The following is a 21310-nucleotide window of genomic DNA, read 5'->3' as shown; positions in this document are numbered from 1 at the left end:
CGGGGCTCACGCCGCCGCTGCCGCCTCCGTGGCCGCACGGGCGTGGCAGTCGGCGAGGTGGTCGTTGACCAGCCCGCACGCCTGCATCATGGCGTACGCCGTCGTCGGGCCGACGAACCGGAAACCGCGCTTCTTGAGGTCCTTGGCGAGGGCGGTCGACTCCGGGGTGACCGGCGGGACGTCGGCGCCGCTGCGGGGCGCCGGGCGGCCCGCACGGTCCGGGGCGTAGGACCAGATCAGGGCGTCCAGCTCGCCCGGCGCGAGCTGCGCCGCGAGCCGGGCGTTGGCGAGCGTGGCGGAGATCTTCAGGCGGTTGCGGATGATGCCGGGGTCGGCCAGGAGGCGGGCCGCGTCCTCGTCGGTGAACCGCGCGACCTCGGCGATCCGGAAATTCGCGAAGGCGGCGCGGAACCCCTCGCGGCGGCGCAGGATGGTGATCCACGACAGCCCCGACTGGAACGCCTCCAGGGACATCCGCTCGAAGAGGGCGTCGTCCCCGTGCACGGGGCGGCCCCACTCGGTGTCGTGGTACGCGCGGTAGTCCGCCATCGACTCGGCCGTCATGCCCCAGGGGCAGCGCGGCAGGCCGTCCTGCGCGGTCTCGACGCCGCTCATGCGGTCTCACCGTCCTCGGGGGTCTCGTTCGGGCCCGCGGGCTTCCGCAGGCCGGGGGCCTCGTCCGGCACCGGGCCCGGTGCCGCGGGGTGCACGTCGGGCGTCCCGGGGCGCGCGTCCGTCACCATTCCCCGGCCGCCGCCCATGGCCGCGGCGTTCGCCCCCGCCAGGGCGGCCTCCAGCTCGGCGATCCGGGCGTCCCGCTCGGCCAGCTCGGCGCCGAGGCGGTCCAGGACGTCGTCCACGTCGTTCATGCGGTAGCCGCGGAGCGCCGGCGGCAGCCGTACCTCCTCCACGTCCGCCCTGGTGCACGGACGGTCGGCGGGCAGCGGATCGTACAGCCGCTCGGGCTCGGCCTCCCGCAGCGCGCCGCCGTCACCGCCGCCGACCACGGCGAGCGTGACCACGGCGACCACCGCGACCAACGCGATGAGCAAGAACCAGAACACGACCATCTCCCCACGCTCTCCGTCGTCCATTGATCGTGCCATGCGCCGCTGACAGTTAAGGTCGCTTGGTCCTGTCGTCGAAGGGGGCGCCCGGCCGCGAGCGGCATGAGCGGGGCGCCCCCTTCGACGACCGGCCCGGAACCACGAAGAGGGAGTAGGTAATGCTGCGGCTGGGGAATCGCGAGTTCGGCGCGCACGAGCCGGTGATCATGGCGATCGTGAACCGGACGCCGGACTCCTTCTACGACCAGGGCGCCACGTTCCGGGACGAGCCGGCGCTCGCCCGCGTGGAGCAGGCGGTCGCGGAGGGCGCGGCGATCATCGACATCGGCGGGGTCAAGGCCGGTCCGGGCGAGGAGGTCACCGCCGAGGAGGAGGCGCGGCGCACGGTCGGCTTCGTGGCCGAGGTGCGCAGGCGCCACCCGGACGTGGTGATCAGCGTGGACACCTGGCGGCACGAGGTCGGCGAGGCGGTCTGCGAGGCCGGTGCCGACGTGCTCAACGACGCCTGGGGCGGCGTGGACCCGAAGCTCGCCGAGGTCGCGGCCCAGTACGGCGCGGGGCTGGTGTGCACGCACGCGGGCGGCGTCGAGCCGCGCACCCGGCCGCACCGGACCACGTACGAGGACGTGATGGCCGACATCCTGGACGTCACGCTCGGGCTCGCGGAGCGCGCCGTGGAGCTGGGCGTGCGGCGGGACGGGATCATGATCGACCCGGGGCACGACTTCGGGAAGAACACCCGGCACAGCCTGGAGGCCACCCGCCGGCTCGGCGAGATGACCGACACCGGGTGGCCGGTGCTGGTGTCGCTGTCCAACAAGGACTTCGTGGGCGAGACGCTGGACAAGCCGGTCAAGGAGCGGGTGCTGGGCACCCTCGCCACGACCGCCGTCTCGGCGTGGCTGGGCGCCCGGGTCTACCGCGTCCACGAGGTCGCCGAGACCCGGCAGGTGCTGGACATGGTCGCCTCGATCGCCGGGCACCGGCCCCCGGCGGCGACCCGCCGCGGCCTGGCCTGAGCCGGGCCGGGCGGCCCCCGTTCCTCCGGGGGCCGCGAGGTGCCTCACCGGGAGGGGCCGGGGCCCACTTCCTTCGTGACGAGGGCGACCGCCTCGTCCACGTCGTCGCTGAGGTGGAAGAGGTCCAGGTCGCGGGTCGAGGCCTTGCCCTGGGCGATGAGGGTGTGGCGCAGCCAGTCCACCAGGCCGCCCCAGTACTCCGTGCCGAAGAGCACGATGGGGAAGCGGGTGACCTTACGTGTCTGCACGAGGGTGAGCGCCTCGAAGAGCTCGTCGAGCGTGCCGAGACCGCCGGGCAGGACCACAAAGCCCCGGGCGTACTTCACAAAACACGTCTTGCGGACGAAGAAGTACCGGAAGTCCACGCCGAGGTTGACGTACTCGTTCATGCCCTGTTCGAAGGGCAGCTCGATGCCGAGCCCGACGGACGTGCCGCCCGCTTCGTGGGCGCCCTTGTTCGCCGCCTCCATGGCGCCGGGCCCGCCGCCGGTGATGACCGAGAAGCCCGCTTCCACGAGCGCCCGCCCCAGGCCGACGCCCGCCTGGTACTCGGACGAGTCGCGGGGCGTACGGGCCGAGCCGAAGACGCTGATCGCCGGACCCAGTTCCGCCAGCGCGCCGAAGCCCTCGACGAACTCCGACTGGATGCGCATCACGCGCCAGGGGTCGGTGTGGACCCACTCGGAGGGGCCCTCGGAGTCCAGCAGTCGCTGGTCGGTGGTGCCGGGACGCACCTGGTCACGGCGGCGCAGTACCGGGCCGAGTCGCTGCTGATCGCGCTCGGCTGCCATGGTCTCGCGCTCGGCTGCCTCAGGATCGGCCATGGTGTGCTCCCTCCGCAGGGTCCTCCGCCGGGGACGGAAGACAGATCGTTGCCGGTAAAGCGTATGTGCACAAAGGTGACGAGCAACGGAATTCGGTCTGACGGCGGCCCCGGCCGCCGCGCAGCGCTCCGGTGAACCTCTACCCGCGCAGACCACCCGAGATCACCGGAACCCCGGTCACCACATTTCCGCTGCCCGCAGGGGGCCGTTTCAGGCGTCCAGCCAGGCCCGCAGCCGCTCCTCGCAGCGGACGACGTCGGCGGCGACGACGTTCTCGTCCCGCTTGTGGGCCAGCAGCGCGTTCCCCGGGCCGTAGTTGACCGCCGGGACGCCGAGCGCGGAGAAGCGCGAGACGTCGGTCCAGCCGAACTTGGGCATCGGCGTGCCGCCGACCGCCTCGATGAACGCCTTGGCCGCGGGGTGCGAGAGGCCGGGCAGCGCCGCGGTGGAGTGGTCGTCGACCGTCCACGCGTCGATCTCGCAGCCGGCGAAGACCTCGCGCACGTGGGCGAGCGCCTCCTCGCCGCTGCGGTCGGGCGCGTACCGGAAGTTGACGGTGACCGTGCACTCGTCGGGAATGACGTTGCCCGCGACGCCGCCCTCGATGCGTACGGCGTTCAGGCCCTCTCGGTACTCCAGGCCGTCGATGACGACGCGGCGCGGCTCGTACGCGGCCAGCCGCTCCAGGATCGGGGCCGCGGTGTGGATGGCGTTGGACCCCATCCAGCTGCGTGCGGAGTGCGCCCGCTCACCCGTGGTGCGCAGCAGGACGCGCAGGGTGCCCTGGCAGCCGCCCTCGACCTGGTTGCCGGACGGCTCCAGCAGGACGGCGAAGTCGCCGGCCAGCCAGTCGGGGTGCTCCTCCGCGATCCGCTTCAGGCCGTTGTACTCGGCGGCGATCTCCTCGGCCTCGTAGAAGACGAAGGTGAGGTCGCGGTTGGGCTCGGGCACGGTGGCCGCGATGCGCAGCTGCACGGCGACGCCGGACTTCATGTCGGAGGTGCCGCAGCCCCACAGGACGCCGTTCTCGTCCAGCCGGGAGGGCACGTTGTCGGCGATCGGCACGGTGTCGAGGTGGCCGGCGAGGACGACCCGCTCCGCGTGCCCGAAGTCGGTGCGCGCCACGATGGTGTCGCCGTCGCGGTCCACGGTCAGGTGCGGGAGCGCGCGCAGGGCCGTCTCGACGGCGTCCGCGAGGACTTTCTCGTCCCGGCTGACGGACGGGATGTCCACCAGCGCCGCGGTCAGCTGTGCGGCGTCGAGCGACAGGTCGAGTGCGGGAGTCTGCGCGGGGCGTTCCATGGTCCCGACCCTACCGGTCGCCGAATGCCCCTCTTCTGCCCGACGCTGTCCGTTCACCGAGGTCCGGCGGGGCGCGTCACCGCACTCCAGTACCGTATGGCGCGTGCTTCGCCGTCCCCAGCGTGCCTCCGTCCGCCGCAAGCGCCTCATACGCGTGTTCGCGGCCCTCGCCGTGCTGCTCGGACTCGCGGGCTACCTCGTCGTGCAGTACGTGACCGGTGGCCCCGGGGCCCCGCGCTGCACGGTGCAGCCCGAGGGCGGCGGCGAGCCGTACGAGCTCTCCCCGGAGCAGGCGGCGAACGCCGCGACGATCTCCGCGGTGGGCGCCTCGCGCGAGCTGCCCGAGCGGGCGGTGACCATCGCGCTGGCGACCGCCATGCAGGAGTCCGGGCTGCGCAACATCGAGTACGGCGACCGGGACTCGGTGGGCCTCTTCCAGCAGCGGCCCTCCCAGGACTGGGGCACGGCCGAGGAGATCATGGACCCGGTCTACGCGTCCGGGGAGTTCTACAAGCACCTGGTGCAGGTTCCCGGGTACTCCCGGCTGCCGCTGACCGTCGCGGCCCAGAAGGTGCAGCGCAGCGCCTATCCGCAGGCGTACGCCAAGCACGAGGCGAACGCGGCGGTGCTGACCGGCGCGCTGACCGGGCGGGCGCCGGCGGCACTCAGCTGCGCGGAGAGCCGGCCCGCGGAGAACGCGCCGGGCGGCACGGCGCAGGTGCGCGAGAAGCTGGTGCGGGAGTTCGGGCCCGGGGTGCTGCCGCGGACCACGGCGGCCGCGCGTACGGCCGGGCGGACGCTCAGGGTGCCGGTGACGGCCGTCGCGGGCGTGGCGGCGGACCAGCGCGGCTGGCAGCTGGCGAGCTGGGCGGTGGCACACGCGTCGGAGTTGCGCATCGAACGCATCTCTTACGGCGATCGCCGGTGGACCGCCGAGGATTCCGGGAATGGCTGGCAGAAGGTGACCGGCGATTCCGGCGGCACGCGCCCGACGGATGTTCGGATCACGACCGCGCGTTAGTCCGGACATTCCCTCGGCAGTGGGAATGGCGTCAATCCACGTCGACAATTCACGGCGCTTTCTCACCCCTGCCGCACCCCCATAACTTCCTTGGCGCACATGGGGTGTGACGTTCTTTCACCTCCTCCGGACGTACGAATTTCACCCACTTTCATCCGAAGCAGATAATGCGACGCGTTACCAATTCTTTACCGGGGCGCACCGCAACCTTCGGGGCTCTGGCGCGGTATTCACTGCGTCCGCCCGGCAGTCGACTGCCGCTGCCCGGCGGACACCGTACGTCTGCACAGAAGAAACAAGTCCCTCTCCGTCAAAGGAGCACCATGTCCCTCCCCCTTACGCGTCGGATCGCCCGGGCCGCGCTGCTGGTCGCAGCGGGCGCAGCTCCCGTGGTCGGTGCCGCCGGCTCCGCGAGCGCCGTTGACCTGCCCAAGGCCGCCGACCTGGGTGGACTGACCAAGGTGGACCCGTCGAGCGTCACCGAGACCGCCGGCAACGCCCTGGAGAACACCAGCGCGGTGGCCGGCCCGGTCGCCGGTGAGGCCGTGAAGGAGGCCGTCCCGGAGGCCGGCCGCACCGGCAACGAGACGCTGCAGAAGCTTGCCCCCACCGCCAAGAAGACCACCGGTCACGTCACGGGTGACACCAAGGACGCCGTCGGCGACACCACCCGTGCGCTGCCCACCGAGGGACTCACCAAGGACCTGCCGCTGGCCAAGGAGCTCCCCGCCGGCCAGCTGCTCGCGGGCCTGCCCGTGACCAAGGGCCTGCCGACGGACGGCCTGCCGGTCGCCGGCGTGCTCGGCGCTCTGGGCGGCTGACGCCACCACCGGACACACGAAGGGCCCCGGGAGCATCGGCTCCCGGGGCCCTTCGGCCGTGTCCGGCGGTCAGTCGGCGAGCCGGCGGACCGCCGCGTCCACCCGCTCGTCGGTGGCCGTGAAGGCGATCCGTACGAACCGCTCCCCCGCCGTGCCGTAGAAGTCGCCCGGCGCGACGAGGATGCCGCGCTTGGAGAGGTCGCCGACGGTGTCCCAGCAGGGCTCGTCGCGGGTCGCCCAGAGGTACAGCGACGCCTCGCTGTGCTCGATGCGGAAGCCCGCCGCCTCGAAGGCGGTGCGCAGGGCCGTACGCCGGCGGGCGTAGCGCTCCCGCTGCTCGGCGACGTGCGCGTCGTCACCCAGCGCCGCGACGGTGGCGGCCTGGACGGGCGCGGGGATCATCATGCCGCCGTGCTTGCGGATCTGGAGCAGCTCGCCGAGCACCGCGGCGTCACCCGCGATGAAGGCCGCGCGGTAGCCGGCCAGGTTGGAGCGCTTGGAGAGCGAGTGGACGGCGACGATCCCGTCGTACGAACCGCCGTTGACCTCCGGGTGCAGGACGGAGACCGGGTCGGCCTCCCAGCCCAGCTCCAGGTAGCACTCGTCGCTGAACACCAGGATGCCGTGCTCACGGGCCCAGGCGACCGTACGGCGCAGGTCCTCGGCGCTCAGCACGCGGCCGGTGGGGTTGGACGGCGAGTTGAGCCACAGCAGCTTCAGGCCTGCCGGGTCCAGCTCCCAGGGGGTGTCGTAGACGACCGGCTCGGCGCCCGCGAGCCGCGCGCCGACCTCGTACGTCGGGTAGGCCAGGCGCGGGTAGGCCACCTTGTCACCGGCGCCGAGGCCGAGCTGGGTCGGCAGCCAGGCGACCAGTTCCTTGGAGCCGACGACCGGCAGCACGTTCTCGTGGGCGAGGTCCGTGGCGCCGAGGCGGTGGCCCGCCCAGCCGGTGAGCGCGTCGCGCAGCGCGGGCGTGCCCCACACGGTCGGATAGCCCGGGCTGTCCGACGCGTCGGCGAGCGCCTTCTGGATCAGCGCCGGCACCGGGTCGACCGGGGTCCCCACGGACAGGTCCACGATGCCGTCGGCATGCGCGGCGGCCGTCGCCTTGTAGGGCTCCAGCCGGTCCCAGGGAAAGACAGGGAGGCGTGCGGATACTGCGCCCACGTTGCTCTTCTTTCGTGCGTGTCGGGAAACGCCGCGGTCCCGTACGGCGGTGGCGGCCGTACGGGACCGGAGGCTGTGGCCTGCCGTTACTGGTTCTGCGGCGGCAGGGCGGCGATGAAGGAGTGGTCCTTCTCGATCAGGCCCAGCTTCGACGCACCACCGGGCGAACCGAGCTCGTCGAAGAACTCGACGTTCGCCTTGTAGTAGTCCTTCCACTCCTCAGGGGTGTCATCTTCGTAGAAGATGGCCTCGACCGGGCAGACCGGCTCACAGGCACCACAGTCGACGCATTCGTCCGGGTGGATGTACAAGGACCGGGAGCCCTCGTAGATGCAGTCGACCGGGCACTCCTCGATGCACGCCTTGTCCTTGACGTCGACACAAGGCTGCGCGATGACGTAGGTCACGCTGTCGTTCCTCCTCGTTAGGGCCGGCGGACCGTCTCGTTCGGGCGGCCGCCAAAGGGCGCGCGGGAGCGCGGCGTCGTCGATGCCCGCACCTAGTATCTCCGGTCCCGGGCACGAGACGAACAAGAGGGGCGGGCACAGCTGTGGAATTCACCACGGGCGGACGACTGGAGGTCGCCATCACCCCTGCTGACGTGGGGAAAAGGGTATCGGTCCGCAGGCTGGCCGGGCCGGGTGAGTCCACGGAGCGATTCACTGACACGGTCGGCGTTCTCACATCGTGGGACGATGGTGTGCTGAGCATCACACGACGGACCGGTGAAGAGGTACGGATCATGGCAAGCTCGCTGGTCGCGGGCAAGGTCGTACCGGCCGCACCGGCCCGCAGGAGAGGCCCGGCGACGAGCGTGCGGGAGCTCACGGAGGTGGCCGCGCGCGGCTGGCCGGCCGTCGAGACGGAGCGGCTCGGGGAGTGGACACTGCGGGCCAGTGTCGGCGAGCTGCGCGACGGGGGCACCTCCGGACGGAGCCCGGGGGAACATCCTCTGAAGGGTGGTGGTGGGCGACGGGTGGGCTTCACCCGGCGGGCCAATTCGGCGTTGCCGGTCGGCGACCCCGGGGTGTCGCTGGACGACGCGCTGGACCGCGTCCGTGACTGGTACGCAGCGCGCGGTCTGCCCCCCTACGTCGTCGTCTCCACCGGCGCGGCCGGCAGCGACGAGGTCCTGGCCGCCGAGCTGGAGCGGCGCGGCTGGACGGCCGAGGGGACCACCGTCGTACGCGTCGGCGCCCTGGCCCCGCTCGCCGACACCGACGCGGACACCGGCCGGGTGCGGCTGTCCCGGGAGCCGGACGACGGCTGGACGGCGCTGTACCACCGGAGCGCCGAGGCGCCGCCCGAGGCGGTGAAGGTCCTGGCCGGTGGGCCGTCCGTGTGGTTCGCGACCGTGCCGGGCGAGGACGGGCCCGCCGCCATCGGGCGAGTGGTGATCGACGGCCGCTGGGCGGGGTTCGCGGCGCTGGAGGTCGCTCCGGCGCACCGCCGGCAGGGGCTGGCCACGCTGGTGATGGCCGCGCTCGCCCAGCGGGCGCTGGAGGAGGGCGCCTCGGCGGCGTACCTGCAGGTCGAGACGGAAAACGACGCCGCCCGGGCGCTCTACGACGGCCTCGGCTTCACCGATCACCACCACTACCACTACCGGCGCGCCCCGCAGGACGGCCCCCGCTGAACGGGTACGGACCAGACATGCATCCCGAGCCCGATTCCGGCCGCGCCGCCCGGCGGCGGCAGTTCGCCGAGGCCGCCCGCGAGGAGCGGCCCGACCTCACGCTGCTGTGCCTGCTGCTGGCCGCCGAGGCCGACCCGGAGCTGACCGAGCACGGCATCGACGCCGCGCAGATCGAGCTGGACCGGCTGGCCGGCCTGCTGCCGTTCCGCCCGGCGCGCGCCCACGGCGGCACCGACGACGCGCACGCCTGGGCCCGCAGCGTCTCCGGGCTGCTCGGCGCCCGCTGCGGCTTCCACGGCCTCCCCGCCGACTACCGGCGGCTGGAGTCCTCGCTGCTCCACGAGGTGCTGCGGCGCCGTCGCGGGCTGCCGATCCTGCTGTCGGTGGTGTGGACGGAGGTCGCGCGGCGGGCCGGGGCTCCGGTGTACGGCGTGGCGCTGCCCGGGCACTACGTCGTCGGGTTCGGCGACCCGTACGGCGCGCACGTCCTGGTGGACCCGTTCGACGGCGGCCGGATCCTGTCCGACGAGGACGCCGGGCTGCTGGTGGCGGGCGCGACCGGGGAGCCGCTGACGCCGCAGATGCTGGCGCCCGCCGACCCCCTGGAGACCGTGCTGCGCATCCTGAACAACATCCGGGCCTGGGCGACGGCCCGCCCGGAGCGCAGCGACGTACGGCTGTGGGCGGTGGAGCTGTCGCTGCTGCTGCCCAGCCATCCGGCGCGGCTGCGGCACGAGCACGCCGAGGTGCTGGTCGAGCGGGGCGACTTCGTGCGCGGCGCCGCGGAGCTGGAGGAGTACGCGACGGTGCTGGAGGCGGTGGACCCGGAGGCCGCGGAAACGGTCCGCCGGCAGGCCGCGGCGGCCCGCGCGATGCTCAACTGACGGTACGGGGCCGGCTCGGGGCGGCGTCCGGCTCCGCCGGCGCGCGGTCCCCGGCGTGACTGCCCGCGGGCAACCCGGCGGCGGGCCGCAGCGGGGCGCTGTCCGGGCTGCGGCGGACGATCAGCACGGTCGCGTCGTCCTTGAGCCGGCCGCCGGTGAACTCCGTGAGGTCGGCGCGGAGGGCCGCGGCCAGCTCGTCCGGCGCCAGCCCGGTCCAGCCCTTCAGCCGCTCGCCGAGCGGGTAGAACGTGCCGTCCCGGCGCCGGGCCTCGGTCACGCCGTCCGTGCACAGCACGGCCCAGTCCTCGTCCAGCGGCCACGCGTCGAAGGCCCGGCGCCGCTCGCCGGTCAGCTCGCCCAGGCCCAGCGGCAGCCACTGCCCCTCGTCGCGCTCGGTGATCCGGTCGCCGCGGACGACGTAGTAGGGAATGTGGCCGCAGGACAGCGAGCGGCCGTGGCCGTCGGGGCCGATCTCGATGAGCAGCGCGGTCACGAAGCGCTCCGTGCCGCCCTGCGCGACGGCGCGCGCGTTGTGGCGCTTGAGGGAGGCCTCCATGCGCATCGCCACACCCTCCAGCGTCGCCTCGTAGTGCGCGGCCTCCCGGAAGGACGCCAGCGCCTCGTGGCCGGCGCCGATGGCGGGCATGCCCTTGCCCTGGACGTCGCCGATCACCAGGCGGGTGCCGTACGGCGTCTCGACCGCTTCGTAGATGTCGCCGCCGACCCGGGCGCCTTCCAGCGCCGAGACGTAGAAGCCGGCCACGGCGTACGCACCGGCGCGCAGCGGCAGCTCGTGCAGCATGGCCCGCTGGACCTCGTCGGCGACGAGCCGGGTGCGGTCGAACGCGTCGTCGCGCCGGCGCCGGTTGTGGCACAGCAGCTGGGCGAAGGCGGCGACCACGAAGGTGCCGAGGAGCCCCACCAGCGAGCCCGAAACCGTCCAGTCGGAGAAGTTCACGGAGTAGATGACGGCGCTGGCCACGACGAAGGAGGCCGTCACCACCCCGGTCCAGCGCGCCGAGCAGCGCAGCGCGGCGAACATCGGCGCGACCCCGGCGAAGGAGATGAGACGCACCTCGGGGCCGGTGACCACATCGGCCAACGCGATCAGCACGACAAGGGCGCTCAGCAGCAGCGCGCGCCGGCGGCCCGAATCCTGCAGTCGCGTGAAAGGCATGGCACTTCCAGCATGCGCACAGGTGCCGCAGTCCTGCAGGGGCGAAGGTCCCGTACGCGCCCGCCGGGGGCCCGGTACGGCGGCGGTACCTCCGGCCCGCTACAGCCGGCCCTTGTCGCGGGCGGTGCGGGCGGCCTCGGCGCGGTTGCGGGCGCCGGTCTTCTGGATGGCGGTGGAGAGGTCATTGCGGCCGGTGCCCCGGGAGAAGTGCAGGGCCTGCGCGATCTCGGCGTTGGTGGCGCCACCGGCCACGGCGCAGCACGCCCCCCTCGCGGAGGGCGACGGTCTCGCCCGGGTGCAGCTCCAGGGAGAGGTCGGAGACGGCGCGTACCGTGCCGTAGCTCTTGCTGACCCCCGTGAAACCGACCACGGGCCGCCGGCCGGCGCGGTGACCGGTGTCGGCCGCGGTGGTTTCTGTGGTCGTCATGGCATCGAGCGTCGCCGTTCGGGGCCCCGCGGCGGCAGTGCCGTGCGTCGTGAGAACGGGATGACAGATGTCATGGGAGACGTACGGACAGCCGTGCGAAGCCCCGGCGGCCGGTGCCGCCGGGGCTTCCCCTCGCTTCGTACGCCGCGGGTCAGTTCGGGTTCGTCGGGATGGTGACGACCCGCTGCGCCGGGGTGGTGCCGCGGAGCGCCTGGCCGACCGCGCTCGCGACCTCCTCGACGCTGACCGGCTTCTTGGAGCCGTCGCCCTTGGTGACCATGACGCCCTCGAACGTCTCGCCGTACAGGGCCTTCAGCGCCGGCCGGTCGTAGTACTCGACCAGCTTGCCGTCGACGGGCCGCATCGAAACGAACTTCGGGATGGACTTCTCGGGGCTGAAGGACACCGTGTGCTGCGCGTCCGTCCGTACCGTGATCAGTCCGGACATCGCCGGTTTGGCGAAGGACTTCAGCGCCCGGTTCACCTCGGAGTCCGGGACCGTCGGCTGCTGCATGCTGGTCTTCAGCGCCACCGGCTGCCCGGCGCCGCCGGCGAGCCGGTCCTTGTACGCCTGCGTGACCTTCTGCTTGGCCGCGTCGACGTCGATCGACTTGTACGGCTTGCCGTAGTGCGGGACGGCCTTGCCGGCGACGAAGTTTATGCCGCCGTCCTTGGCCGCGCCCTGCTCGCCGGCCACCGACTTCAGCGCGATGTCCAGCTTCTCGTCGTCGACGATCATCGAGGGCTCGGCCGTACGGGCACCGCCGAACAGCGAGCCGATCACGGAGACCGGGTTGTAGTCGCGGCCCGCCGCGCCCCGGACGGTGGCCTGGGTGTCGATGTCCAGGCCCGCCTTGCCGGGGAGCAGGGTCTGCGGCTGCCCGTCGACGGTCAGCTTCAGCGGCGCGGTCCTGGTGTCCTTCAGCGCCGCGTCGAGCTTCTCGGTGGCCTGTTCCTTGGTCGTGCCGCCGATGTCGACGCCGAGCGCCGTGGTGCCGCCCGGTACGTCGGAGTGGTCCAGCAGCAGGCCGGCGCCGTAGGCCACGCCCGCGAGCACGACGACGCCGCCGAGCACGAGGACGAGCTTGTTCCGGCCCTTCTTGGGCGGGTTGATCGGCTCGGGGATCTTCGTGCGCGGCTTGGGCTTCGGCGCGGCGGGCGCGTCCGGCGCCTCGGCCTCCGCCGGGCCGGCCGCGTGCTGCGGGGCGGCCTGCCACGGCGCCGGGCCGTCGGCGGAGACCGTGGGAATGCCGCTGACGAGGGTGTCGCTGGAGGTGCGGCCGTCCGCACCGGCGACCGGGCCCACCGCGCCGGCCGGCGGCTGCGGGGTCAGCTCGGCGGTGTCGTCGCTCCTCGGCGGCGGGGTGGCACCACCGGTCAGCGCACCACCGGCGAACGGGCCGCCGTGCAGCGCGCCACCGGTCTGCTCGCCGCCCGGCCGCTCGCCGGTGAGGCTGGCCGGCGGCAGCGTCTCGCCCGCCGCCAGCGCCTCCAGGCCGGAGCGCTGCCGGTCGCCGCCGGGGGCGGCCGGCGGGAAGGACAGGTCACCGGTGGCCGGGCCGGTCGTCGGACCCGACGGTCCGGGCGCGCCGGGGGTGGGGCCGCCGGGGCCCGCCGGACCGCCGCCACCGGGCGCCGCGGGTCCGTCGGAGAAGTACGGCAGGACGGAGTCCTGGCCCGGACCCTGCTGTGCCGGCCGGTCGGCGGGACCCGGGCGCTGCCCGGCACCGGGGCCCTGACCGGCACCGGGGCCCTGGCCGCCGCCGGCCGGAACGCCGCCGGCCGGGGTGCCGCCCTGCGGCGCGGCCTGGCCGCCCGCGGACCGCTTGGGCCGGCGCGGCGCGAACCAGTCGCTCGTGGCGGACGAGCCCGCGGACTCCTTCTTCTCCTCGGGCGCGCTCTCGGCGGGCGCGGCGGGCGCCGCCTGCGGGCGGGGCCGCGGCGTGCTGCCGGTGCGCTCGGCACCGGCACGGCCGCCCTGCGCCCCGTCGGCGCCGTTCGCGGCGGTGTCCTCGCCGACCGGCTTGCGCACCACGACCGGCGGGATCGGCCGCGATCCCGGAATGTTGATCTTGATGCGCGTGGTCAGCGTGGTCTCGGTCTTGGGCTCCTCCGACCGCGCTGCTACCGCCTCGTCGGCGTCGCCCTGGCGGGGCCCGTACGGCGGGGTACCCGAGGGGTAGGCGGCAGCGCCGCGCCCCTGGGGCCCGGAGGACGAACTCTCAGATTCACGACTCAAAGCAGGATCTCCCGGTTGGCTCCGCCGCTCGTCATCGACGTGCTTGGGCGGCTCGGCGGCGCGCACCACCATACTGTCCGGCGCGTGCGGGGTATCGGGGTGTGTGAGAACGCTCCCCGTACGGACGTCCGCACGCACCGCGGAACAACGGCCTCGGACGGCCCGTCACATGCCACGACGGGCCGCACCCAGGTTCGCGGAGCGGCCCATCGACGCCGTGGTGCAGATCACAGCGACGGCGATGCCGCCCAGCAGGAAGGCGTACGCGCCGAGGCCGGCGCCGAAGACGAAGTCGCCTTCCGCGCGCGTCGTACTGAGGCCGATCACCGTGATCAGCCAGCCGGCGGCCGGGACCAGCGCCCCGACGACCGAGACGGCCGCCCGCGCGCCGCCGGTGAACAGCGCGGCGGCGCCCGCCAGCGCGAGCAGCAGCCCGCCGGGGAACCACGCCCCCTGCACCAGCGCGCCGGCCACCGCGGTCAGCGCGCCCAGGACGAACAGCAGGACGTACAGCCCGGCCTTCAGCGCGCCGGCGGGCGGGGTCTCCGGCCGCGGCGCCGCGTCGGCGGACTTCCCGGCGCCTCCGCCGGCCGCCCTGCTGCGCTTGTTCGCGTCGTCGTTGCCGCTCATCGCCGTGCCTCCGACCGCTCCGCCGCCGTCTCCGGCCCGTCCTTCGTCCGTACGCCGGCGAACAGGTCGTCCTCCCGCTCGCCGTCCTTCGCGCCGGACGTGCCGCGCACGAGCCGGTAGTGCTCACCGCTGATCAGCGGCTGTCCGAGGTCGTTGGAGAGCGCGAAGAACGGGCCGTCGACCGAGATCTGGGTGACGTGCGCGCGCATCGCGGCGGCCTTGGCCGCGCTGTACTCCGGCGTGGCCGGGATCGAGGCCGTGACCTCCGCGTCCGCCACCACGCCCGGCACGTCGTCCACGTCGGCCACGCCGGGGAAGGACATTCCGGCGGCGCGCAGCCGCTCGAAGCCCTCCTCGACCACGGAGCGCGGGTTGCAGTTCCAGTAGATCTTCTCGATCGCGTGGGGCGCGCCGAGCTCCGGCCGGAAGGCGGGGTCGGCGGACAGGTCTGCCGCGCGCATCGCGACCCGGTGGGCCTGGATGTGGTCGGGGTGGCCGTACCCGCCGTCCGGGTCGTAGGTGACCAGGACCTGCGGGCGGACCTCGCGGACGACCTCGACCAGGTCTCCGGCGGCCGCGTCCAGGTCGGCCTGCCAGAAGGCGTCCGGGCGGTCGTTCTGCGGCGCGCCCATCATCCCGGAGTCGCGGTAGCGGCCCGGGGCGCCGAGCTGGCGGTGGTCGGTGACGCCCAGCTCCGCCATGGCCGCGGCCAGTTCGCCGCTGCGGTACGGGCCGAGCACGTCGTCCTTGTCGGCGGCCAGATGGGCGAGATCGGCGGGGATCACCTCGCCCTCCTCACCCAGCGTGCAGGTCACCAGGGTGACGAGGGCACCCTCGGCCGCATATCTGGCCATGGTGGCGCCGTTGTTGATCGACTCGTCGTCGGGGTGCGCGTGCACCAGGAGCAGACGGCGGGCGGGAAGCTCGGACATGAGGACAGCGTACGAGTCGTACGCACGGCACGGAGAACCCGACCGGGTGATCCACCCGGTCGGGCGCTTCGTCCGCCCGTCACGGCCGGGCGGGTGGTGGAGCCACGGGCGCGGGCGGCCGTACCGCGCGGGCCCGTGGAGTCGGGGTCAGAACTTGATGCCGCCGATCATCCCCGCGACATTGGTGGTGAACTCTCTGATGGTCGGCGCGATCGACGAGCTGGCGATGTAGAACCCCAGCAGTATGCAGACGACTGCATGGCCCGCCTTCAAGCCTGACTTCTTCACCAGCAGGAAGACGATGATCGCCAGCAGCACCACCGCCGAAATCGAGAGTGCCACGGCGGTCACCTCCAAGTACGCACGGACGGAACGGGATTGGGCGGGCAGGGCCCGGGCCGCTTTGGCCAATGGCTCCATACCCACACGCCTCAGCGATCATAACTATCGATCCGCGCGCATATGCCGGTGCACGGGTGCAGAGTGGGGGCGCACACGATCTTGACGAGTGCGGCTGCCGTGAGCCCCGGGGCCCTTACGCTCGACCGCATGACCGGACAGCTCTCATTTCCCCGGCAGCACGCGCGCACCCAGCGCTTCAGCCTGGGCGTACCGCGCGGCTTCAGCGTTTCGCCGGATGGTACGCGCGTCGCCTTCCTCCGCTCCCGATCAGGCACCGATCGGGCGAATCTGTTGTGGGTCCTTGACCTTGACGCCGGGCGCGAGTACGCCGCCGCCGACCCGGCGGAGCTGCTGGGCGGCGCCGACGAGGAACTGTCCCCGGAGGAGAAGGCGCGCCGCGAGCGGACCCGGGAGGGTTCGGGCGGCGTGGTCGGGTACGCCACCGACGCGGCCGTGGAGCTGGCCGCCTTCCCGCTCTCCGGCCGGCTGTTCGTCTCCGAGCTGCGGGCCGGCACCTGCCGCGAACTGCCCGTGCCGGGGCCGGTGGTGGACCCCCGCCCGTCCCCGGACGGCCGGTATGTGGCGTATGTCGCGGAGGGCGCGCTGCGGGTCGTGCCCGTGACGGGTGACGGCACGGCGGACGGCGACGGAGCGGCGCACGGCGACCGCGCGCTGGCGGCACCGGACGGGCCGAACGTCACCTGGGGCCTCGCGGAGTTCATCGCGGCCGAGGAGATGAGCCGGTACCGCGGCTTCTGGTGGTCGCCCGACAGCGAGCGGCTGCTGGCCGCGCGGGTCGACGACTCCCCCGTACGCCGCTGGTGGATCGCCGATCCGGCGCACCCGGACAAGGCGCCCGCCGAGGTGGCCTACCCGGCCGCCGGCACCCCCAACGCCGAGGTCGGCCTCGCCCTGCTGGACCTGAGCGGGGAGCGCACGGACGTCGTCTGGGACCGCGAACGCTACCCCTACCTGGCCCGGGTGCACTGGTCGGCGGCCGGCCCACCGCTGCTCCTGGTCCAGTCCCGTGACCAGCGGTCGCAGCGCTATCTGGCCGTCGACACCGAGACCGGCGCCACCCGGCTGGTGCACGCCGACGAGGACCCGGTGTGGGTCGAGCCGTATCCGGGCGTGCCGGCCTGGACGCCGGACCGGCGGCTGGTGCGGATCGCCGACGAGGGCGGCGCGCGCAAGCTCTTCGTCGGGGACCGGCCGCTGACGTCCGCGCCGCTGCACGTGCGCGCGGTGCTCGATATCGGCCAGGAAGATGTCCTGTTCTCGGCGAGCGCCGAGGATCTGCACGACGTCGGGATCTACCGGGCCTGGTACCGGGGCAGCGGCGACCAGGGCGGCTGGGAGCGGGTGACGGAACGCCCCTACGCCTCGTACTCCTCCGCGGTGCGGGTGGGCGAGACCGCGGTCGTGTCGCACATGAGCGCGGACCGGCCCGGGGCGCGGGTGGAGGTGCTGCGGCTGGCCGCCGACGGCAAGGAGACCCGGCTCGCCGAGATCCCCTCGTACGCCGAGACGCCGGTGCTCACCGCCCGGCCGCGGTTCGTGACGGCGGGCGAGCGGGACATCCCCTGTGCCGTGCTGCTGCCGACCGGCTACCAGGAGGGGGACGGGCCGCTGCCGGTCCTGATGGACCCCTACGGCGGCCCGCACGCCCAGCGGGTACTCGCCGCCCACAACGTCTTCCTCACCTCGCAGTGGTTCGCCGACCAGGGCTTCGCCGTGGTGGTGGCGGACGGCCGGGGCACCCCGGGCCGCTCCCCCGCCTGGGAGAAGGCCATTTCGGGGCAGCTCGCCGACGTGGTGCTCCAGGACCAGGTCGACGCGCTGCACGCGCTGGCGGAGCAATTCCCGCTGGACCTGGACCGGGTGGCCATCAGGGGCTGGTCGTTCGGCGGCTTCCTCGCCGGACTGGCCGCATTGCGCCGCCCGGACGTCTTCCACGCGGCGGTGGTGGGCGCGCCCGTGACCGACCAGCGGCTGTACGACACGCACTACACGGAGCGGTACCTGGGCCACCCGGCCGAGGACCCTGCCTCCTACGTGCGGAATTCCCTGGTCACCGACGAGGGTCTGTCGGGCGCAGCCGAGCAGCACCGGCCGATGATGATCGTGCACGGGCTGGCGGACGACAACGTGGTGGTGGCGCATTCTCTGCGGTTCTCCTCCGCGCTGCTGGCCGCCGGCCGCCCGCACGAAGTACTGCCGCTGTCCGGCGTGACCCATATGACGCCGCAGGAACAGGTGGCCGAAAACCTGCTTCTTCTGCAAGTCGCATTCCTCAAGCGGAGCCTGGGTCTCTCCTAGTACCAGGAATCCCCGGCCGCCCCGCATGGATATGTGCACGCGGACGTGCGGCGGGGCCGGACGAAAAACGACCGGCCGGGGAGACGTTCGGTCTCCCCGGCCGGTCCACGGCACCCGCACGGCCGTACGCTGTCCAGGATGGCGCGTTCGTATATCGGTACTGCGACGGCCAAGTGTCCTTCATGTTAAGGATGTTGGGGACGATATGTCGCCCATGCCGTACACCTTCCATACCTGTCAAGCACGCCCGGGCGTCAATCTGCGCAATCTTCGCTCAAGAAGCGAACAAGCTGGCTACGGTCGGTCCGCAGACTCTTGACTCCGCCGTAAATCACTTGCGAAAGTCCGCTCAACCAGCGGTGCGACTCTGTGCCGCTTCATGTTCCAAGAGAACTCGGCGCGGGGGCACTTCGCGATGACTAGTCCATCCCAGACCGCGGTTTCCAAGACCGACACCCCAGGACTTGGACCCGACGGGCTGAGCAAGGGAAAGGACCGCAAGGGCGGCGAATTGGTCGGCCGTTCGCCGGGCCAATTGATGTGGGCCAGGTTCAAGCGGGACCGCACCGGAGTGATCAGCGCCTATGTCGTGATCTTCTTCTTCGCCGTCGGTCTGCTGGCCCCGGTCATCTCCGCGCTGTACGGCAAGGACCCCTACACGCGGTACGGCATGCTCACGCCGGGCCTGCTGACCAACGGCTACCCGACCCAGCCCAACGGCGGCATCTCGGGCGACTTCTGGTTCGGCATCGAACCGACCCTGGGCCGCGACGTGTTCATGCAGCTCGTCTACGGCATCCGCACCACGCTCTTCACCGCGGTCGCGATCACCATCGCCTCGGTGCTCACCGCCATCGTGCTGGGTGTGGCGGCCGGTTACTTCGGCGGCAAGATCGACTACTTCATCGGCCGGGCCACCGACCTGCTGATGGCCTTCCCGAACCAGCTGTTCTTCGTCGCCTTCGTTCCCGTCGTGGCCGCCATCTTCGTGGCCCCCGAGGACGCCATGCCGACCTGGCTGCGGGCGACCATCCTGATCCTGGTGATGTGGTTCCTGGGCTGGATGAGCCTGGCCCGCCTGCTCCGCGGACAGGTGCTCTCGCTGAGAGAACGGGAGTTCATCGAGGCCGCGAAGGTCTCCGGCGCCTCACCGGCCCGCATCATCCGCCGCGAGCTGCTGCCGAACGTCGTGACGCCGATCCTGGTCCAGACGACGTACATGCTCCCGAACTTCGTGACGTCCATCGCGGGCCTGTCCTTCCTGGGCGTCGGCTACGTCGAGCCCACCCCGGACTGGGGCCGGATGTTCGCGAACGCCGCCGACTACTACCGCAACGACATCACGTACTTGTTCTTCCCGGGTGTGGCGATGGTCCTCTTCATTGTCGCCTTCAACCTGCTCGGGGATTCGGTCCGGGACGCTTTCGACCCGAAGCGGGCTCGATGAGATCCGTTCCATGGGGGGTGCTGCCACCCCGGCATCGCATGAGTCAGGCAGCAGCATCGGATCAACGACAGGCAGGTGCATTTACCGTCATGAGCAGCAACCGTACGCGCAGAACTCACGCCACCCTGGTCGCGCTGGCAGCCGGCGCCCTGGTCCTCACCGCGTGCAGCAGCGGCGCGGGCGCCGGCGGCGGGGACAACGCCAACGAACGTTCCGGCGCCGAGGCGCAGCGCTCCCAGATCGCGTTCGGCGACGCCGCGGCGTCCAAGGGCAAGGCCGAGGAGGTGCCGGGCGCGCAGAAGGGCGGCACCCTCAAGGTCTACCAGCGCGACACCTTCTCGCACCTGGACCCGGCGCAGATCTACGTCAGCGACGAGGGCGCGCTCGCCACGCTGCTCTTCCGCAAGCTGACGTCGTACCACATGGACAACAAGGGCAAGTACACCATCGTCGGTGACCTCGCCACGGACAGCGGCCAGTCCTCCGACGGCGGCAAGACCTGGAAGTACACGCTCAAGGACAACGTGAAGTGGGAGGACGGCTCCCCGATCACGGCCAAGGACATCCGGCACACCTTCGAGCGGCAGTTCGCACCGTTCATCACGGACGGCCCGTACTTCGTCCAGCAGTGGCTGGCGGACTCCACCGACTACCGCAAGCTCCTCAAGGACGGTCCGTACAAGGGGAAGCACCTCCCGGACAGCGTCCTGGAGACGCCGGACGACAAGACCATCGTCTTCCACTTCAAGACGCCGCACCCGGACCTGCCGTACGCCCTGGCCATGGCCGGCTACGCCGCGGTGCAGGAGAAGAAGGACACCAAGGAGAAGTACGACAAGGCCCCGCAGTCCTCGGGCCCGTACAAGATCAAGCCGGGGTCCTTCAAGTCCGGCAAGGGCATGACGCTGGTCAAGAACACCGAGTGGGACGCGAACACCGACAACTCGCGCCACCAGTACGTCGACAAGTTCGACATCCAGTTCGGTGTGTCCTTCCCGGACTCGACCCAGCGTCTGATCGCGGACAACGCCGACAACCAGAACGCGGTCAGCTTCAGCAACCAGGTCGACGCGGCCAGCATGCAGACCGTGACCAACGACCCCAAGGTCAAGAAGCGTTCGATCGACGGCTACCAGCCCTACGTCGGCGTCATCAACTTCAACATGAAGCGGATCAAGGACAAGAAGGTCCGTGAGGCCCTCGCCTACGCGATGCCGACGCAGGCCGTCCTGGACGCGTACGGCACGCCGGGCGGCGGCGAGCTGGCGGGCAGCTACATCAGCCCGACGGTCACCGGCTACAAGGACGTCGACCCCTACGGCAAGCTGAAGAAGCCGCTGGGCGACATCGAGAAGGCGAAGAAGCTCCTGAAGGAAGCCGGCAAGACCGGCATGAAGATCACCTTCGCCTACATGAACGCGCCGGAGCCGCAGAAGTACTCGGTCTCCATCGTCGACAACCTCAAGAAGGCCGGCTTCGACGTCCAGCCGAAGGACCTGCCCTCCGACACGTACTACGACGTGATCGGCAAGGTCGACAACAAGTTCGACATCTACGCCTCCGCGTGGGGCGCCGACTGGCCGAGCGCCTCGACCGTGCTGCCGCCCACCATGGACGGCCGGCAGATCCAGGACGGCTCGCCGAACTACTCGCACTACAACAACCCGGCCGTCAGCAAGGAGATGGACCGCATCTCCAAGATGTCGGACCAGGAGAAGGCGTCCGAGGAGTGGTTCAAGCTCAACGAGAAGATCCTCAAGGAGGACCTGCCGGCGATCCCGACCTTCTACTACAAGCAGATCCAGCTGCACGGTTCCAAGGTCGGCGGCGTCGTGAACAACGACATCATCAGCGGTGTCGACCCGACGAAGCTGTTCCTCAAGAAGTAACCGTGCCCTCGCGCCGGTAACCCTGGCGCCCGGTGTGCCCGTCCGGACCGGACGGGCACACCGCGCGGTCCCCACCCACCTCCTTCCGCTGCCCCACGAGAGCTGCG

The 21310-nt window shown here is 72.1% G+C and carries 19 protein-coding genes and 2 pseudogenes; 8 read left to right on the top strand and 13 right to left on the bottom strand.

Annotation, left to right across the window (positions count from 1 at the left end):
* Positions 1–6: 6 nt before the first annotated feature.
* On the bottom strand, positions 7–615 hold the full coding sequence (locus ABZ840_RS28440) for a DNA-3-methyladenine glycosylase I (protein ID WP_361563779.1): 609 nt from the start codon (positions 613–615) through the stop codon (positions 7–9).
* On the bottom strand, positions 612–1064 hold the full coding sequence (locus ABZ840_RS28435; protein ID WP_361563777.1) for a DivIVA domain-containing protein: 453 nt from the start codon (positions 1062–1064) through the stop codon (positions 612–614). Before ABZ840_RS28435 ends, ABZ840_RS28440 begins: the two co-directional genes overlap by 4 nt.
* Positions 1065–1225: 161 nt before the next feature.
* Here ABZ840_RS28435 and folP point away from each other — a divergent pair, with 161 nt between their 5' ends.
* Positions 1226–2086, top strand: a complete 861-nt coding sequence (folP, locus tag ABZ840_RS28430) for a dihydropteroate synthase (RefSeq protein ID WP_361563775.1) — start codon at positions 1226–1228, stop codon at positions 2084–2086.
* Positions 2087–2130: 44 nt separating this feature from the next.
* On the opposite strand, the gene ABZ840_RS28425 is transcribed toward folP, so the two are convergent.
* Positions 2131–2910, bottom strand: coding sequence for a TIGR00730 family Rossman fold protein (locus tag ABZ840_RS28425; protein WP_361563773.1), 780 nt, complete (start codon positions 2908–2910; stop codon positions 2131–2133).
* Between the two features lie 210 nt (positions 2911–3120).
* Complete coding sequence (gene dapE, locus ABZ840_RS28420; RefSeq protein ID WP_361563770.1) at positions 3121–4212, bottom strand: succinyl-diaminopimelate desuccinylase; 1092 nt, start codon at positions 4210–4212, stop codon at positions 3121–3123.
* Between the two features lie 103 nt (positions 4213–4315).
* Between dapE and ABZ840_RS28415 the strand changes: the two genes are divergently transcribed.
* Positions 4316–5233 (top strand): heavy metal transporter, encoded by a 918-nt coding sequence (locus tag ABZ840_RS28415; protein ID WP_361563767.1) that lies wholly within the window; start codon positions 4316–4318, stop codon positions 5231–5233.
* 323 nt (positions 5234–5556) lie between these two features.
* Entirely contained in the window at positions 5557–6054 is a 498-nt protein-coding gene (locus ABZ840_RS28410) for an ATP-binding protein (protein WP_361563764.1), read from the top strand.
* A gap of 69 nt (positions 6055–6123) precedes the next feature.
* On the opposite strand, the gene dapC is transcribed toward ABZ840_RS28410, so the two are convergent.
* Positions 6124–7221 (bottom strand): succinyldiaminopimelate transaminase, encoded by a 1098-nt coding sequence (dapC, locus tag ABZ840_RS28405; protein ID WP_361563761.1) that lies wholly within the window; start codon positions 7219–7221, stop codon positions 6124–6126.
* Positions 7222–7307: 86 nt separating this feature from the next.
* The gene (gene fdxA / locus ABZ840_RS28400; protein ID WP_361563758.1) at positions 7308–7628 is read right to left on the bottom strand and encodes a ferredoxin; all 321 of its coding nucleotides are present in this window, start codon (positions 7626–7628) and stop codon (positions 7308–7310) included.
* Between the two features lie 143 nt (positions 7629–7771).
* On the opposite strand from fdxA, the gene ABZ840_RS28395 reads away from it, so the two are divergent.
* Both ABZ840_RS28395 and ABZ840_RS28390 read left to right on the top strand, forming a co-directional pair.
* Complete coding sequence (locus ABZ840_RS28395; RefSeq protein WP_361563756.1) at positions 7772–8857, top strand: GNAT family N-acetyltransferase; 1086 nt, start codon at positions 7772–7774, stop codon at positions 8855–8857.
* A 17-nt stretch (positions 8858–8874) separates the two neighbouring features.
* The gene (locus ABZ840_RS28390; RefSeq protein WP_361563753.1) at positions 8875–9741 is read left to right on the top strand and encodes a transglutaminase-like domain-containing protein; all 867 of its coding nucleotides are present in this window, start codon (positions 8875–8877) and stop codon (positions 9739–9741) included.
* Here the strand turns inward: ABZ840_RS28390 and ABZ840_RS28385 are convergent.
* The 7 genes and pseudogenes from ABZ840_RS28385 to ABZ840_RS28355 all read right to left on the bottom strand — a co-directional run bounded on the left by ABZ840_RS28385 (position 9734) and on the right by ABZ840_RS28355 (position 15488).
* Positions 9734–10918 carry a PP2C family protein-serine/threonine phosphatase gene (locus ABZ840_RS28385; protein WP_361563750.1) on the bottom strand — a complete coding sequence of 395 codons (1185 nt, stop codon included), beginning with the start codon at positions 10916–10918 and terminating at the stop codon, positions 9734–9736. The genes ABZ840_RS28390 and ABZ840_RS28385 overlap by 8 nt on opposite strands.
* A 99-nt stretch (positions 10919–11017) precedes the next feature.
* Positions 11018–11173 (bottom strand): annotated as a pseudogene (locus ABZ840_RS28380) (LuxR C-terminal-related transcriptional regulator); the annotation flags it as partial.
* A 19-nt stretch (positions 11174–11192) separates the two neighbouring features.
* A pseudogene (locus ABZ840_RS28375) lies at positions 11193–11345 on the bottom strand (ABC transporter ATP-binding protein); the annotation flags it as partial.
* Between the two features lie 151 nt (positions 11346–11496).
* The gene (locus tag ABZ840_RS28370) at positions 11497–13584 is read right to left on the bottom strand and encodes a hypothetical protein (protein WP_361563747.1); all 2088 of its coding nucleotides are present in this window, start codon (positions 13582–13584) and stop codon (positions 11497–11499) included.
* A 165-nt stretch (positions 13585–13749) separates the two neighbouring features.
* Positions 13750–14214 (bottom strand): DUF6113 family protein, encoded by a 465-nt coding sequence (locus ABZ840_RS28365; RefSeq protein ID WP_361563744.1) that lies wholly within the window; start codon positions 14212–14214, stop codon positions 13750–13752.
* A complete protein-coding gene (gene mshB, locus ABZ840_RS28360; RefSeq protein ID WP_361563741.1) occupies positions 14211–15146 on the bottom strand; it encodes an N-acetyl-1-D-myo-inositol-2-amino-2-deoxy-alpha-D-glucopyranoside deacetylase in 936 nt (311 codons plus the stop codon). Before mshB ends, ABZ840_RS28365 begins: the two co-directional genes overlap by 4 nt.
* Before the next feature lie 147 nt (positions 15147–15293).
* Complete coding sequence (locus ABZ840_RS28355; RefSeq protein ID WP_052867828.1) at positions 15294–15488, bottom strand: hypothetical protein; 195 nt, start codon at positions 15486–15488, stop codon at positions 15294–15296.
* Positions 15489–15695: 207 nt separating this feature from the next.
* On the opposite strand from ABZ840_RS28355, the gene ABZ840_RS28350 reads away from it, so the two are divergent.
* The 3 genes from ABZ840_RS28350 (at position 15696) to ABZ840_RS28340 (ending at position 21203) form a co-directional block, all read left to right on the top strand.
* Complete coding sequence (locus ABZ840_RS28350; RefSeq protein WP_361563738.1) at positions 15696–17867, top strand: prolyl oligopeptidase family serine peptidase; 2172 nt, start codon at positions 15696–15698, stop codon at positions 17865–17867.
* Positions 17868–18282: 415 nt separating this feature from the next.
* Positions 18283–19314, top strand: coding sequence for an ABC transporter permease (locus tag ABZ840_RS28345; RefSeq protein WP_361563735.1), 1032 nt, complete (start codon positions 18283–18285; stop codon positions 19312–19314).
* Between the two features lie 89 nt (positions 19315–19403).
* On the top strand, positions 19404–21203 hold the full coding sequence (locus ABZ840_RS28340) for an ABC transporter substrate-binding protein (RefSeq protein ID WP_361563732.1): 1800 nt from the start codon (positions 19404–19406) through the stop codon (positions 21201–21203).
* The last annotated feature ends 107 nt before the right edge of the window (positions 21204–21310 follow it).

It is taken from the genome of Streptomyces sp. NPDC047117 (assembly GCF_040643545.1).
Taxonomy (GTDB): Bacteria; Actinomycetota; Actinomycetes; order Streptomycetales; family Streptomycetaceae; genus Streptomyces.
This window is presented reverse-complemented; position numbering and strand designations above follow the sequence as displayed.